The organism is Shewanella sp. YQ_9 (genome assembly GCF_043103185.1).
GTDB lineage: Bacteria > Pseudomonadota > Gammaproteobacteria > Enterobacterales > Shewanellaceae > Shewanella > Shewanella algae.
The window spans coordinates 1-15,195 of sequence record NZ_JBICJO010000077.1 but is presented as its reverse complement, the minus strand read 5'-3'; the positions used below and the strand labels follow the sequence as shown (position 1 = coordinate 15,195).

13 protein-coding genes are annotated in these 15,195 nt (G+C 52.8%); 7 read left to right on the top strand and 6 right to left on the bottom strand.

The genetic code is table 11. From position 1 onward, the window contains the following. Positions 1-99 precede the first annotated feature (99 nt). From ACF8D4_RS21705 to galU, 6 genes are all read right to left on the bottom strand, one after another. Positions 100-2,367 carry an OmcA/MtrC family decaheme c-type cytochrome gene (locus ACF8D4_RS21705; RefSeq protein WP_190532572.1) on the bottom strand — a complete coding sequence of 756 codons (2,268 nt, stop codon included), beginning with the start codon at positions 2,365-2,367 and terminating at the stop codon, positions 100-102. A gap of 286 nt (positions 2,368-2,653) precedes the next feature. After that, entirely contained in the window at positions 2,654-3,628 is a 975-nt protein-coding gene (locus ACF8D4_RS21700) for a LysR family transcriptional regulator (RefSeq protein ID WP_392466541.1), read from the bottom strand. A 155-nt stretch (positions 3,629-3,783) separates the two neighbouring features. Then, positions 3,784-4,188 carry a polymer-forming cytoskeletal protein gene (locus tag ACF8D4_RS21695; protein ID WP_025010908.1) on the bottom strand — a complete coding sequence of 135 codons (405 nt, stop codon included), beginning with the start codon at positions 4,186-4,188 and terminating at the stop codon, positions 3,784-3,786. 116 nt (positions 4,189-4,304) lie between these two features. Beyond that, a complete protein-coding gene (napF, locus tag ACF8D4_RS21690) occupies positions 4,305-4,784 on the bottom strand; it encodes a ferredoxin-type protein NapF (RefSeq protein ID WP_144380239.1) in 480 nt (159 codons plus the stop codon). A 2-nt stretch (positions 4,785-4,786) separates the two neighbouring features. Beyond that, complete coding sequence (gene galE / locus ACF8D4_RS21685; protein ID WP_025010906.1) at positions 4,787-5,800, bottom strand: UDP-glucose 4-epimerase GalE; 1,014 nt, start codon at positions 5,798-5,800, stop codon at positions 4,787-4,789. Next, positions 5,797-6,708, bottom strand: coding sequence for a UTP--glucose-1-phosphate uridylyltransferase GalU (galU, locus tag ACF8D4_RS21680; protein WP_025010905.1), 912 nt, complete (start codon positions 6,706-6,708; stop codon positions 5,797-5,799). Before galU ends, galE begins: the two co-directional genes overlap by 4 nt. A gap of 286 nt (positions 6,709-6,994) precedes the next feature. On the opposite strand from galU, the gene phhA reads away from it, so the two are divergent. The 7 genes from phhA (at position 6,995) to ACF8D4_RS21645 (ending at position 15,043) form a co-directional block, all read left to right on the top strand. After that, entirely contained in the window at positions 6,995-7,786 is a 792-nt protein-coding gene (phhA, locus tag ACF8D4_RS21675; RefSeq protein ID WP_025010904.1) for a phenylalanine 4-monooxygenase, read from the top strand. 54 nt (positions 7,787-7,840) lie between these two features. After that, on the top strand, positions 7,841-8,179 hold the full coding sequence (locus ACF8D4_RS21670; protein WP_025010903.1) for a 4a-hydroxytetrahydrobiopterin dehydratase: 339 nt from the start codon (positions 7,841-7,843) through the stop codon (positions 8,177-8,179). A 198-nt stretch (positions 8,180-8,377) separates the two neighbouring features. Next, entirely contained in the window at positions 8,378-9,916 is a 1,539-nt protein-coding gene (tyrR, locus tag ACF8D4_RS21665) for a transcriptional regulator TyrR (RefSeq protein ID WP_025010902.1), read from the top strand. Between the two features lie 261 nt (positions 9,917-10,177). Further along, the gene (locus ACF8D4_RS21660; RefSeq protein WP_025010901.1) at positions 10,178-11,167 is read left to right on the top strand and encodes a fumarylacetoacetate hydrolase family protein; all 990 of its coding nucleotides are present in this window, start codon (positions 10,178-10,180) and stop codon (positions 11,165-11,167) included. 165 nt (positions 11,168-11,332) lie between these two features. Then, complete coding sequence (maiA, locus tag ACF8D4_RS21655) at positions 11,333-11,992, top strand: maleylacetoacetate isomerase (protein ID WP_025010900.1); 660 nt, start codon at positions 11,333-11,335, stop codon at positions 11,990-11,992. A gap of 461 nt (positions 11,993-12,453) precedes the next feature. After that, positions 12,454-14,571 (top strand): S8 family serine peptidase, encoded by a 2,118-nt coding sequence (locus ACF8D4_RS21650; protein ID WP_144133695.1) that lies wholly within the window; start codon positions 12,454-12,456, stop codon positions 14,569-14,571. A 10-nt stretch (positions 14,572-14,581) separates the two neighbouring features. Continuing rightward, entirely contained in the window at positions 14,582-15,043 is a 462-nt protein-coding gene (locus tag ACF8D4_RS21645; RefSeq protein ID WP_025010899.1) for a hypothetical protein, read from the top strand. Positions 15,044-15,195: the final 152 nt, after the last annotated feature.

The window sequence follows — 15,195 nt, the reverse complement described above, 5'->3', positions numbered from 1 at the left end:
CTTGAGTAAGTTGAGAAAAGGCAAGGGGACCCGGTTGGGTCCCCTTGTTGTTGCAGAGTTGAGGGAGGGCCTTGCAGGGACAGCCCTCAAGGTACGGTACTAGTGAGCACCCCCTGCGTGTACCTTATCTACGCCATAGGTCTTGCCTTCGGCGTGACAGGTGGCACAGGACTCAACCGGCAGGTTGGCGTCTGTGGCAGCATCACCGGCAACGAAGGCACCATTGCTCTTGAAGTGGGCCAGAGCGGCCGCGTCAGAGTGAGCGTGACAGGTACGGCAGGATTCTGCAACCGGAGAGATATACTCGGTAGCCGAAATCTTGATTGCACGCTTGGCGGATGTCAGGCCACCATCGGCGGCGAACAGCGGTGTCTCGTCTTTGTGGCAGGCGGAACATTCGGTTTCCACACCTGGGTAGCCGTGCAGCTCGCCTGAAGCGTCACGGAAGATGGCGGCTTCACCCCAGTTACCACTGTGGAAGCGGTGGGCAACTGTCATCAGATCCCGGTTGGCATACAAGAGCTCGGGTACTTCAGCAAATATAGGATTGCCATCGGCATCCAGATTACCTGTGTTGTACTCGGAGGTGCCGTGATAGGAGCCGTAATAGCTGTTGTTATGGCAGTCCATACACTGATCGAAGGTGTAGGTGCCGTGGCGGGTACCCTTGATGTAGTCCAGGGTGCCGTGACAGGCATTACACTTGGCTTCACTGGCGCTCATCCGCTCAGCAATGGCAAAGCGGGCTGTTACTGCATCACCACCGTCAAGGTTATAGAACTTAACGCTTGAAGTGGCGCCAATCGGATTACCGGCATCGAAGGGCATGCCTTCGGCACAGGCGGCTATCTTACCTGAGTTATCGACACAGAAGTTGGCCTCGGTACCGACGTAAATGGTGCCCATCGCCTGAGTTTCCGGTACATCAGCAGTCAGGGTCAGCACGCCATTGGCGGCGCTGCCGCTGGCAAGACCTGGCCTGCTGCCCCAGCGGGTGACTTCACCCTTGGCATCCACATTACCCATCAGAGTGGCGTCTTTGTTGAGCACCGCCAGTTGAGCTGTGTCAGTCAGTGGTTGACCATTGAAGCTGACATTGGCTGTGATGGTAACCAGTTTATTGCCCGCCGTGGTAGAAGCGGCAGCTGTGGCTGAGGTGAACTCAACGGTCAACAGCTCGGCATATTCAGCCCGTTTACCCACCTTGTGAGCCTGGGTTGGACTGAGTGCTCCGCTGCCATGACAGGACTGACATTGACTGTCGTCGGTCTGGGCCAGGTTGAAGTCAGAGTGGCCTACGCCGGTTTCAAAGTTGACATTGATATGGCAACCGACACAGGCTTCGCGGTAGATATTGGCGTTCCAGGAGTCACCGTTGTTGTGGCAACTGGCGCAGTTGTTGAGTTCCGCCGGGAAGCCGATTTCACCGAAGTACTCTTTGGCTTCACCTGAGAGGAAACCCGCGATGTGATGGCCGGCATGCAGCCTGTGAACCATGGGGCCGAAATCAAATACCCAACCTTCGGCTTTTTGGGCTTCGTCCGGTACCAGAGCCGGGTTGTGGCAGGCAACGCACTTCTCAGTGCTTTGGTAGTTGTGGTGTGCGTTTATCTTGGCGATGCGGCCTTCGACTTCGCCGTGGCAGGCGATACAGGCGGCATCTGTTACCGTGTCTTTACCTGTGGCTTCAACCAGCTCGCCGGATGCCGGAATATAATCCAGCGGCGTAGAGAGCACCTTGTCTGCAACCGCTGTGCCGCTGGCATCCTTGAGGTTATAGGCGCGCAGGAACAAGCGATGAGGTGCGCTGAGGTTGTCGTTGGCATTCATAATGGGGGCGACCCCGTCATGTTCCCAAGTGCCGGTATAGGTACCTGGCTCGGCCGGATCTTCAACCAGAAGACAGGCATCGCCAGTCTGACCTCTGGAGCTATAGGTGCCATCCAGGGTGCAATACATGGAGCTGCCCAGTTCCTGAGCCGTGGCATTATTGACCCATTGCAGCGGCGCACCGCTGCCCGAGTCATTGCTCATGGCGGTAATAGAGTAGAGGGCGACCTGATCCAGGCCCGTCAGAGGGACTCGCTCCCCTGAGCTGTTGGTGGCCGAGGCCTTGAACTTGAGGGCGAAGGCTTCGCCGCCTGCCAGTGTGTTGTCGGCCGGCACTATCTCGAAACTGACATCGCCGGCACTGATAATGGTGGAAGTACCTGAACCTGCGGGGGCTCCTGGCTGTCCGGGTTCGCCTGGTATGCCAGGTTCACCGGGGGCTCCGTCTTTTCCGTCCTCACCGTCCCCGCATGCGGTAAGGCACAATAGACTGGTCAGAGCCAGCGCCAGTAATGACTTATTATGGTTTTTCATCATAGCGTCCCTTTATTCAAATTATGGGTACTGCTTGTGCAGTAACTTGAATATACATACATCTAAAGTAGTAGTTTTGACTTATTGTTTTATTTGTGAATTGAGGGTTAAAAAATTGATAAAGAAATAACTGATGGTGAAATGGATAATTTCAGTTTTTGAAATTGCCGAATCTACAGGGCAGAAAACCCATACCAGGGACAAAGCGGTCAGCGGCTTTTGAGAGGTGGGCGAAGGGTGTCGGTGCTGGTGCGAGTAAAGGGGTCAGGCACAGGACCTGACTTAGTTTTCAATACTCGGCCTTGGGGTAGAGTTCTTGACTGACCAGAGCCAGCAACTGCTTTCTTTGTTGCTCGGAGTAGCGGCGGTAGCTGGGGGCTTTTTCCACCAAGGAGTAGCTTGGCAGCGAAAATGCCCGGTGGAGTTTGGCCACCTCGGTTTCGGGCAGATGTTGCACCCGCAAACCCGGCATGCCCTTGATAAGCGCCATTTCGTTGGGAGTGCTGAAGGCTACACTGCCCATGGTAAGCAGGTGAGCGTGCCATTCTTCTCTGTCGTGTACGGCATGCACCTGGGATAGGGGTATGCCTTCTTGCTGACAGAAGAGCTCCATGGGATCCATGCGTTCGTTGAAGCCCTTGATGGTCAAGTAAACGAAGGTGTATTGGCTGATATCTTCGAGGGTGATGGCCGGCGATCTCTGCCACAGGGGATGATCTTCTCGGCTGACCACACATACGCCCATGGTCTGCCCAAGTGAACTCAGAATGAGATCCAACTGCTCAGGGTGTTCGAGACAGATCCCCAAATCCAGTTGCCCACGGTGAATCTTCTCTGCCGAGTCGTCCTGCCAGGGGTAGAGCCTGACCTGACCCAACTTCTGTTGAATGTTTTTCAGCCCCAATTTCATCGCCAGTGCGGAAAGCAGTCCATGCGCCACGGCAATATGGATACAGATGTCGTTCGAGGGCTGACGGCTCTGATGAACCTGTTGCTCCAGCCGATGCACTGAGTGAATGAAATCACAGACGGGCTGATACAGGCTTTCGGCCAGTGGGGTAGGCTTGAGCTTTTGCTGGCGGCGATAGAAAAGCTCGTCATCAAAGGCCAGCCTGAGCGCGGCCAAACAGCGACTGACCTTGGGGGCGGAAACCGCCAAATCTCTTGCCGTACAGTTGGCATGCCCCGTCTCATAGATGTTCTTGAACACCATGAGAGTAAAGATATCCAATTCGCACAACTGCTTGAGTAATCGACTCGTCACTTACATCCATCCCGCGGCTTCATACCACTTAGGGGGGTAGATGTTAGCTCTCCGAGCAGCGCATTACTGTGACTGAGCACCATTCTGTGCTGCTTTTGTATATTTTGTGAACAAAGTGTGATGGAGATCCTGTTGCAGGATCCCATACTTTAAACTCATTCCTGGGTTTGCAGCCTCAACTCGGTAGCCGTTTCGCTGTCATTACCCAGCTGTTTCAGCAGATTGACCTCTTCTTTGACTCTCATGCCGATAAATTGGCCACCTTCGAAGATCTCCATCGACTTACTGGCCACTTCACCTTCGACAGTCCCTGTGCCGCAGATGGTCAGTTTTTCACAGCAGAGCTTACCGCGAAACAGTCCGGAGACCTTGAGCTCCTGGCAGGTGAGTTCGCCATCAACCAAGCCGTTGGCTTCTATGGTCAGCTTGCTTTCGGCGTTGATTTTTCCATAAATGGCACCGCCAACCAGAGTCTCGCCATCGAAGTGACTCTCACCGGTGATTTTGCTGCCCTGGGCAATATATGTGAGCCCCGTCGTTTTTTTGCTTTTACCAAACATAATGCTTTTTAAGAGTTTTTTCTCAGGGAAGGCCCGATGTTACCCGTTATTGAAAAAGAACAAAACCACTAAAATTTGGCGCTGTGGGAGTCAGATTTTTGGCTCCCGGATGGGAGTCAGGCGGGGTCTGGCTCTACCAGCTTGATGGCAGAGGCGGGGCAGGGGGCAACGCAGGCGCCGCAGCCGCTGCAGCGCTCGGCATCCAGTACAGGTAGAGCGGTAGCCCCTAAAAGGGGCGGAAAGCGGATCGCCCGCTCGTCGCAGGCATCCTTGCAGCTTTGGCAGACAATACCCTGGCGGGCGAGGCAGTTGTCGGCAAATTGGGCTATAAGCCGCCAAGGCGCTTCGCTAAGAGGCCTGAATGCCGGCTCTGCACAGCTGGTGACACAGGCTTGGCAAAAGCTGCATTCGGCGCGCTGGAAGTTAAGCTCCGGAAAGCCGCCATCCCCCTTGATAAGCACTTGGGTCTCGCAGGCATCCACACAAGCGCCGCAGCGAGTACAGGCGTCGATAAATTCCGCTTCCGGTTTACTCCAGGGCGGCCTGACCACATTACTCTTGCGGCGACTGAACAGATGTCTGCGGGATAGATCCATGACTAACCCTTGTAACCGTTAGGATTGTTGGATTGCCAGTTCCAGCTGGAGTCGGCCATATCCTGCAGGCTGTGCTCAGCCTTCCAGCCCAGCTCTTTGGTAGCATGGGTAGGGTCGGCATAACAGGCGGCGATATCGCCGGGACGACGCGGGGCAAACTCGAAGGGGATCGCCTTGTTGCAGGCTTTCTCAAAGGCTTTGACCATCTCAAGTACGCTGTAGCCCTGGCCTGTTCCCAGATTATAGGTGACCAGGCCCGGATTGGTAGCGAGTTTATCCAGTGCCTTGAGGTGGCCTATGGCAAGGTCAACTACATGGATATAGTCACGCACACCTGTGCCGTCTACCGTGGGGTAGTCATTGCCGAATACGCTGAGTTTATCGCGCTTGCCGACGGCAACCTGGGCGATAAAGGGCATCAGATTGTTGGGGATATCGTTGGGATCTTCACCGATGCGGCCGCTCTTGTGGGCGCCGACCGGGTTGAAATAACGCAAGCGGGCGATGTTCCAGCTGGCATCGGCCGCGGCCAGATCCGCCAGAATATGTTCCACCATCAGTTTGGACTGACCATAAGGGTTGGTGGCGCCGGTGGGGAAGGCCTCGGTGATCGGCAGACTGGCGGGATCGCCGTAAACTGTGGCCGATGAGCTGAATACCAGGTTGCGAACGCCATATTCTTTCATCACCTGGCACAGAATAAGGGTGCCGGTGACATTATTTTCATAGTATCTGAGCGGCTGGGCGACGGATTCACCCACCGCCTTAAGGCCGGCGAAGTGAATAACGGCTTCGAAGCTGTGGTCACTGAAGACTTTCTGCAGGAATGCCTTGTTGAGAATATCGCCTTGATAAAAGAGCACGCTCTTGCCGCTGATCTCTTCGACTCTGGCCAAGGCTTCGACACTTGAATTGCTCAGGTTGTCTATCACCACAACCTCTTTGCCCGCGGCCAGAAGTTCAACCAGAGTGTGGGTGCCAATATACCCGGCTCCACCGGTGACCAAAATTGTCATGCTTTACTTCCTTTAACCAAATCGCCCAGATAGGCGGCAAATTCACGTCCAAGCTCGGGGTGGCGCAATGCATGTTCCACCGTTGCCTGCATATAACCCAACTTGTTGCCACAGTCATGGCTCTTGCCACGCATGTAGTAAGCGTTGACCTGCTGGCTTTGCATCAACATGGCAATGGCATCCGTGAGCTGGATTTCATCACCGGCACCGGCCGGCGTCTTGCCAAGCAAGGGCCAAATGGCGGCAGGTAGCACATAGCGGCCCACTACAGCCAAGTTAGAGGGGGCTTCGTCGACATCCGGTTTTTCAACCAGTTTGATAAGCGGCTGGGATTCGCCCGGCTTGAGATCGTGGCCGTTGACATCGGCTATTCCGTATTGGTCTACCTTCTCGTGAGGCACACCTTCCACCATGATCTGCCCGGTTCCTGTGCGGTCGAACAGGCTGACCATTTCGGCCAGATTATCGCGGGAAAGATCGCTGGCGGCATCGTCTATCAACACGTCCGGCAGCAGCACGGCGAACGGCTCATCACCTACTACCGGACGGGCACAGAGAATGGCGTGTCCCAGCCCTTTGGCCTGAGCCTGGCGGACGCTGATAACAGTGACATTTTGCGGACAGATAGACTGTACTTCATTGAGCAGTTGCCGCTTTACCCGGCGCTCAAGCTGGGCTTCCAGTTCAAAACTGGTATCGAAATGGTTTTCAATGGAGTTTTTACTGGCGTGGGTAACCAGCACGATTTCCTTGATGCCGGCGGCAATGGCTTCGCTGACAACATATTGGATCAAGGGTTTATCTACTACCGGCAGCATCTCTTTTGGAATGGCCTTGGTGGCCGGCAGCATTCGGGTGCCAAGACCCGCAACGGGAATTACCGCCTTGCGGATGGTGGTCGATTTTATCGGCATTCAGATACCTTGGGTGCTCGGGATAAAACAGCCCCTATTGTAATGCAGTGGCACCGAAAAGCCATTTGCAAAAAGGGCTAATTTCGCTGGGAATATGCAAAAAAGCCTGTTTGGAGCACAAAAATAAGCTTCTGAGCTCACAGAGTTAAATACCAATTTGTAACTCAATCTTTACAAATTTTCTTCACTGGTCGCCGGAAATAAAGTGTGACCTGGTTAACAAAAGTGCGGCCTTGAGTGAACATGAAATCAGAAACGATTCAGGCAGTGAGTATGGACTATGAGTAAAGCAACTCAATATGTGGCCCGTCACCCGGGCAGTGATGGCCGAATAGATTACCCGCAGGACGAGCACGCCATCTGGCAGGAGCTGTATGCCCGTCAGGAACACAACTTGCCGGGACGTGCCTGTGACGAATACATGCAGGGACTCAAGGCGTTGGACTTGCCCAAAGACAGGATCCCGCAACTGGGTGAGCTGGATACCGTGTTGCAGGACACCACGGGCTGGAAGACGGCGGCGGTACCGGCGCTTATCTCATTCGGGCGCTTCTTTGAACTCCTAGCCAACAAAGAGTTTCCGGTGGCAACTTTTATCCGCAGCAGGGAGGAGTTTGATTATCTGCAGGAGCCGGATATCTTCCATGAGATTTTCGGTCATTGTCCCTTGTTGACCAACCCGGCCTTTGCTCATTTCTCCCATATTTATGGTCAGCTGGGGCTGGATGCCAGCAAGGAAGACAGGGTCTTTTTGGCGCGTCTTTACTGGTTTACCGTGGAGTTTGGTTTGCTGCGTACCCAGACTGACGGCCTGAGAATTTACGGTGGCGGCATTTTGAGCTCGCCGGGCGAGACGCTGTACGCCTTCAGCGACACACCGGAGCGCAGACCCTTTGAACTGCTGGATGTGTTGCGCACTCCCTATCGGATAGACATTATGCAGCCCATCTATTACGAGATAGAACATATTGATTTTCTGGATGAAATCGCCCGCATGGACATTATGAAGGCGATTACCCAAGCCAAACGACTGGGACTCTTTACCCCCAAATTTCAACCCAAAGCCAGCTGATACTGGCGGTAATGGCCTGCGTGCAAGCATGCTGGCCACTTTCAAGGAGATGTTATGACTGAACTGGCCAATATGAAGTGCGAAGCATGCCGCGCCGATGCTCCCAAGGTGACAGATGCCGAGCTTGCCGAGCTTATTCGGATGATCCCGGATTGGGGCGTACAGGTGCGCGATGGCATCATGCAGCTGGAGCGGGTTTACAAGTTTAAAAATTTCCGGCAGGCAATGGCCTTTAGCAATAAGCTGGCGGACTTGGCTGAAGAAGAGTTTCACCACCCGGGGATCCTGACCGAATGGGGCAAGGTGACTGTGACCTGGTGGTCGCATTCCATTAAGGGGTTGCACCGTAACGACTTTATCATGGCTGCCAAGACAGACCAGTTGCTGGATTAATCTTTTCCTAATATATTCAGTGTGTTGATTGTCTCTTCACACTGAATCCTTTCCCTTTGTTACAAATCCGCTGTAAAGCGAGCTTGCCACTTGTGTCAGAACCTTCTAACGTATAGGGCGCATTTTTACATCGCCTGCCGACCTCTTCATGCAGGCGATAATCCCAAAGAATCTGAATTATAAAAGGGAATGACAGTTATGCGCTTGGAAGTCAGTTGTCAGGATCGCGTTGGTTTAGCCAAGGATATTTTAATGGTGCTGGAGCGATACGGGATTAACCTTATCGCTATCGACGCCAGCAACAAGGGATTCTTATATTTGCAGTTTGCCGAGGTCGGCTTTGAGACCTTGAGTGAGTTGATGCCCCAAATCCGTAAGGTGGAAGGGGTGCACGACGTCAGAACCGTTTCCTTTATGCCCTCGGAGCAGGAGCATTACGCCCTCAAAACCCTATTGAAAACCCTGCCGGATGCCGTGTTTTCCCTCGACGGTAAGGGACGTATTCGTATCGTCAACGAGTCGGCCTTGCTTATTCTGGAAATGGCCGAACATGAAGTAATAGATGAATCCCTCAATCACTGGGTGCAAGGCTTCAATTTTGGTCGCTGGCTCAGTGAGCCCAAGGTGTTGGCGCAGGCCACCCGGGTTGCTATTGGCAGCAACGAGTATCTGGCCGAGATGCTGCCCATTTATCTGCCGGATGAAAACGACAAGAGTATTCTCGCCGGCGCCGTGGTGGCACTCAAGTCACCTGCGCGGGTGGGCAAACAGTTCAACGCGCTGCAGAGCCAGAGTAGTGGCTTTGATTCCGTGCTGGCCGTCAGCGACAAGATGAAAGAGGTACTCAAGCAGGCCAAGCGTATGGCACAGCTGGATGCGCCTTTGCTGATCACCGGAGAAACCGGCACAGGCAAAGAGCTGATGGCCAGGGCTTGTCACGATGCCAGCATGCGGCGGGAGAAACCCTTTATTGCCATCAACTGCGCCGCCATGCCCGACAGTGCCGCAGAAGAGGAGCTGTTTGGTTATGTCAGTAAGGGGGAAGTGGTTAAGCGGGGTTTCTTCGAAGAAGCCAAGGGGGGCACCGTCTTCCTCGATGAAATTGCCGAGATGTCCAAGGCCGCTCAGGTTAAATTGTTGCGCTTGCTGCAGGATGGCAGTTTCCGCCGTATCGGCGGCGATGTAGAGGTGCGCGCCGATGTCCGTATCATCTGCTCGACCCAGAAGAATTTGGCGGAGCTTTGTCAGACCGGTGAGTTCCGTGAAGATCTCTACTACCGAATTCACGTACTGAGTTTCCATATGCCGGCGCTACGTGAACGCAGGGTCGATATTATCCCGCTGACGGAAATGTTCCTTGAACACTACAGCCAGCAGCTTTCCAGCCCGGTGCGGCGGATCTCTGCGTCCTGCCGCGATCACCTGTTGACCTATGCCTGGCCCGGTAACGTGCGGCAACTGAAAAACGCCGTGTTCAGAGCGGTATCCATGTGGGACGGTTCGGCCGAATTGACCATAGAACAGTTGAAGCTGCCTTCCTATGCCGAAGGTTTTGGCTATTTCGACAAGGAGTTTGAAGGCACCTTGGATCAGGCCATGAAACAGTTTGAAGCCGGTTTGCTGCGGCGTCTCTATCCCGCGTACCCCAGTACCCGCCAGTTGGCGAAAAAGTTGGGGGTATCCCACACCGCCATTGCCAATAAACTCAGGGAGTATGAGATCAGCAAGAAGCGCTGAAGCCCTGTAAAGCGGATTTGCCGCCGGAACGGCTGAAATTTAGGCTATCTTTGAGCGCAAAGCCTTTGCTGGCGCTTGCTGATGGCAAGCGTCAGTGAAAGTTTACAAACTCATTCCCGTGCGGGCTAAATGTGAAGTGAGTCACAGAGTTTTCATTGCCTGCGGCATGAGGTATTACTGGCGGGATAACAGAAACGGATTGAGCCGGGCACATAGCCTGATGAAAACCATTAATCCGGGCAGAGACAGGAAGGAGCAGGTATGAAATTAGCGACATATGACAATGGACGCCGCGATGGTCAACTCATGTTGGTCAGCCGGGATTTGAAGAAGACAGTGGCTGTCCCCGCCATAGCCCAGACCATGCAGCAATTGCTTGACAGTTGGTCACTGCTGGAACCTCAGCTCAGAGAGCTTTCCGATGCCCTGAATGCCGGCATGTTGGATAACACCCAGGACTTTGACGAGAGCCGTTGTTTGTCACCTTTTCCCCGCGCTTACCAGTGGGCCGACGGCAGCGCTTATGTCAATCATGTTGAGCTGGTACGTAAGGCCCGCGGCGCCGAAATGCCGGAGTCTTTCTGGACAGATCCCCTGGTCTATCAGGGCGGTTCAGACAGTTTTATCGCTCCCAGAGCTGATATCCCGCTGGCAAGCGAAGATTGGGGCATAGACTTCGAATCGGAAATTGCCGTGGTTACAGATGATGTACCCATGGGCGTGAGTGCTGAAAACGCCGCCTCTCACATCAAGCTGTTGATGCTGGTTAACGATGTGTCGCTGCGTAACCTGATCCCGGCCGAGTTGGCCAAGGGCTTTGGCTTTTTCCAGTCCAAACCTTCCAGCAGTTTTTCGCCGGTGGCAATCACACCGGATGAGTTGGGGGATAAATGGCAGGATACCAGGGTTCACCTGCCGCTGATCACCCATCTGAACAACGAACTGTTCGGCAAGCCCAATGCCGGGGTGGATATGACCTTCAACTTTGCCGAGCTGATCGCCCATGTCACCAAGACCCGCCCCCTGGGTGCCGGTGCCATCATAGGCTCGGGCACCATTTCCAACTATGACAGAAGCGCAGGTTCCAGCTGTTTGGCCGAAAAGCGCATGCTGGAAGTGATTGCCGAGGGCAAGGCGGTGACGCCATTTATGGGCTTTGGAGACAGGGTCAGAATCGAAATGCTGGATGATGCCGGGCACAGCATCTTCGGCACGATAGATCAGCAGGTAGTTGAGTATATAGCCGAGTAAAATAACTCGATAACAAAACGGGGCTCTCAATAAAGATGAAGCCCCGTTGGTTTTTATACCGGCTTGGTATTGCCTTCGAATGTGTCAGCGTTAAGGCTTTGGATAAAGCGTCACCAAGGCGGAGTCGCAATCTAAGGTTAGCGAGCTTTGGGAGAACAACTTATGTTGAAATTATATGGTTACTGGCGCTCCAGCGCCGCTTATCGGGTGCGAATTGCGCTCAACCTCAAGGGGCTTTGCGCCGAGCAGCTCTCGGTTCATCTGGTGCGCAATGGCGGCGAGCAGCATCAGGCTGCTTTCAAGGCGCTTAACCCGCAGGAGTTGGTACCGGCTTTGGTGGTGACGGATGAAACCGACGAGCGCGCCGAGTTGGTGTTGTCCCAATCGCTGGCGATCATTGAATATTTGGATGAAGCCTTTGGCGGTGAGGCGCTGTTGCCGGGTGATATTGAGCAGCGGGCGCTGGTCAGGGCCATGGCGATGGGGATTGCCTGTGAGATCCATCCTTTGAACAACTTGCGGGTGTTGCAGTATCTGACCGGGACGCTCAAGTTGGATGACGCGGCCAAGAATGATTGGTATCGCCACTGGGTCGAACAGGGCTTTGGTGCATTGGAGCAACAGCTGCAGCAGTACTCGGGCCGGTATTGTTTCGGCGACCAGGTCAGCCTGGTGGATATCTGTCTGGTTCCCCAAGTTTATAATGCTAAGCGTTTTAATATCGATTTGTCTCCTTATCCCAATATATGTCGTATTAATGATGAGTGCCTGACTCTGCCGGCCTTTATTGATGCAGCACCTGAAAATCAACCAGATGCCCAGTAGTTTTATTATTTTATAGTCATCTATGCGGTGACTATAAAATAACCTTAAAAATACCCCGCGCTTGAAAAACCTCTCTTATAAAATGATACCTTTCTGTTAATAACAGGCTTTTGAAAATAAAATCTGCTCGGCAATTTGTAACTAATTGTTTAAACAATATGCTGTTTTTATTACATTTGCGATCTGGCTTATATAGGAAATTGTTTTTAGATTTATAGGCTTACCATTTCTTTATTTAGTCTTTTATAAAATACCTCAAATAACGTATTTCGTATCATATGTAGGATTTTTCCTGCTTGTTGTTTTTCTCTTATTGAATTGGCTGTTACATGTGATACATATGTTAATGCTTGATTTTGACCAAGCTATAACAATAAAAAATACGCCATACCTATTAAACATTTGCTTCCGAAAACCTGTTTTCGGCGGTATGGCGTTTTATTATCAAAAGGAAAAGAAGTATGCATAAGTCGATTATTGCGCTGAGCATAGCCGCAGTCTTATTGGCGGGGTGTGGCAGTGACAACAAGAAGGCACCTGAGCCGGTTAATACAGCCCCTGAGAGTCAGGATGTGACCTATGACGTTCGTCAGTCGGTACGCCTGGATGGTCAACTGGAAGGAAGAGATGCCGAAGGAGGGATAACCTTTTCGTTAGTGGATCCCGGCGAAGTCAAGTTAGGGACTTTGACCATCAATGATGCGGCCAAGGGTAGCTTCAGCTACCAGACCGATGCGTTGGAAGGCACAGAAGTCGTGCGCTTCAAAGTCAGTGACGGCAAGAGCGAGTCTGTCTCAGCGCTGACATTGCGTATCGACGGTGGCGACCCTTTGTATCAGCATCAGTGGCACTTGAAAAACACAGGCCAAAATGCCTTTGCCAAGAATCGCGGTGTGGCCGGTGAAGACATGAATGTCAGTGATGCTATTGCCTCAGGTGTTACCGGTAAAGGCGTTATTGTTGCTGTGGTAGATGATGGTCTGGAGATTAGTCACCCGGATCTCAAGGCCAATGTTATTGAAGGCGGCTCCTATAACCTGATCACCGGCACTATCGATCCTACGCCATTTGCCGACAGTGCTTCGCACGGTACTTCTGTTGGTGGGATCATAGCCGCTGCCGGTTGGAATGGCCTTGGCGGCCGCGGTGTTGCCCCCGATGCCAACCTTATCGGCTTTAACTTCCTGGATAAGGATCCCAGCGGTAAGGTCAAGAGCGTACAAACCTTTGAGAACTTCGCCAAGTCCCACGGTGCCAGTGCTTACAGTGACAATGCCAGGGTGTTTAACCAGAGCTATGGTTATTCAGTGCCTTTCCCCCATGGATTTGATGAAGATGAAAATGAGGTCTATGGTGCTATTACCAAAGACAGTTTTGACGGCAAGGGCAGCATCTTTGTCAAGTCTGCCGGTAATGGCTACAAATATTACAAGGCGTTCAATACCTTCTGGATCCCCGGTGATTATTTCAGTGCGCCAAAAGAAGGCAAAGTGCCCAACCACGGTTTGCCCTTCCATAATGCCAACATGTCCTCCGACAATGCCAACGTATATAACCTCCTGGTATCGGCAATCAATGCAGCCGGTAAGCGCTCAAGTTATTCTTCTGTAGGTTCCAATGTGTTCGTTACTGCGCCGGGTGGGGAATATGGTGAGGATGATCCCGCCATTGTGACCACGGACAGAGCCGGCTGTGACAAGGGGAGCTCGGTTACCGAAGAGCGCCCATCAACGCCTTTTGACGGCGGCCTGCATCCACTCAATCTGGAATGTGACTATCGTTCTACCATGAACGGAACATCGTCAGCAGCGCCCAATACCAGTGGTGCAGTCGCCATGATTATGAGTGCCAACCCCTCTCTTTCCTGGCGTGATATTCGCCATATCTTGGCTTCGACTGCCACCAAGGTGGATGCAGATATACCCGCCAAGACGATTGCTATCGGTGAGGGGGACAAGGCGCCTGTCTATGAGGCTATCTCAGCCTGGCAGGACAACGCTGCAGGATTTCATTTCCACAATGAGTATGGTTTTGGCAGGGTAGATGTCAGTGCGGCTGTAGCTATGGCCAAGGACTACAAGGCAGACTTGGGTGAGTATCTGTTGACTGACTGGATTGCCAGTGAAAAGGATCTTGATAAGGCGATTCCGGATGCCAGTCTTGCCGGGGTTTCAGACTCTCTTGAGGTTGCCGAGGATTTGGTGGTGGAAGCGGTGCAGATTGAGCTCAGCGCCGATCATCTGCGTCTTCCTGATCTGGCGGTTGAGCTGGTGTCTCCGGCAGGTACCCGCAGTGTGTTGATGACGCCTTTCAATGGCCTGGTGTATCAGGGTGTGATGGATCCCAACGATCCGGATGACCTGGTCAAAGGCTATGATAAGACGCCTATGCTCTCAAATGCTTTCTATGGTGAAAACACCAAAGGTGTGTGGACCATTAAGCTGATAGATGTGAACAGCGGTGAATATCAGTTCCTCAAATATGACAAGGGTTATATCAGTATTCCCAATGAGAGTAACGGTATGTTGAAGGGCTGGTCCATTCGTTTTCATGGCCACAAGGCCAAGGCAGCATCTTAAGGAGTAACAGATGAAGATTTCAACAGCAATGATGGCCATGGGGCTGACACTTTTGGCGGCTCCTGCAATGGCGCATGATAAAAATCCTTTTGAAGATAACGGCAAGCAGTATCAGCAACAGGGCGATAGAGCCGACTTCCTCGGACTGAAGGATACCTTTTATGTCAAGACAGACAAAGGTGTGCAGAAAGCCAGCAGGCTGAGCCAGGGAGAGCAACTGGTGACAGAGGCCGGCGAGCCTTTTGCGACAGTGACCGGAAAGCTGGTGGTCAAACTCAAGCCTGGTGTTGATGCCGCGGCCTTTGCTGCCGATTCAGGCCTGAGGTTGGATTGGCAAAATGACACTCAGCTGATGGTGTTGGCCGCCAGTGAAGGCAGCGATCTCCTGGCTGTGCTCGAAAAGCTGAAGCGGGATCCGCAAGTGATGAGAGTCAAGCTGGATAGGGCGGTACTTAAACACGAGCCTATGTGATCCACTGAGATGATCCACTCAGACGCAAAAAGGCCCGGATCCCACCGCAACCTAGTTCACTTAAGCGGAGCTGCCTTGTGATTAACAGGATATCGGGTCTTTGATATTTTTACCGCCCTAGGCCGATTTGGCTTAGGGCGTTTGTCTATAAA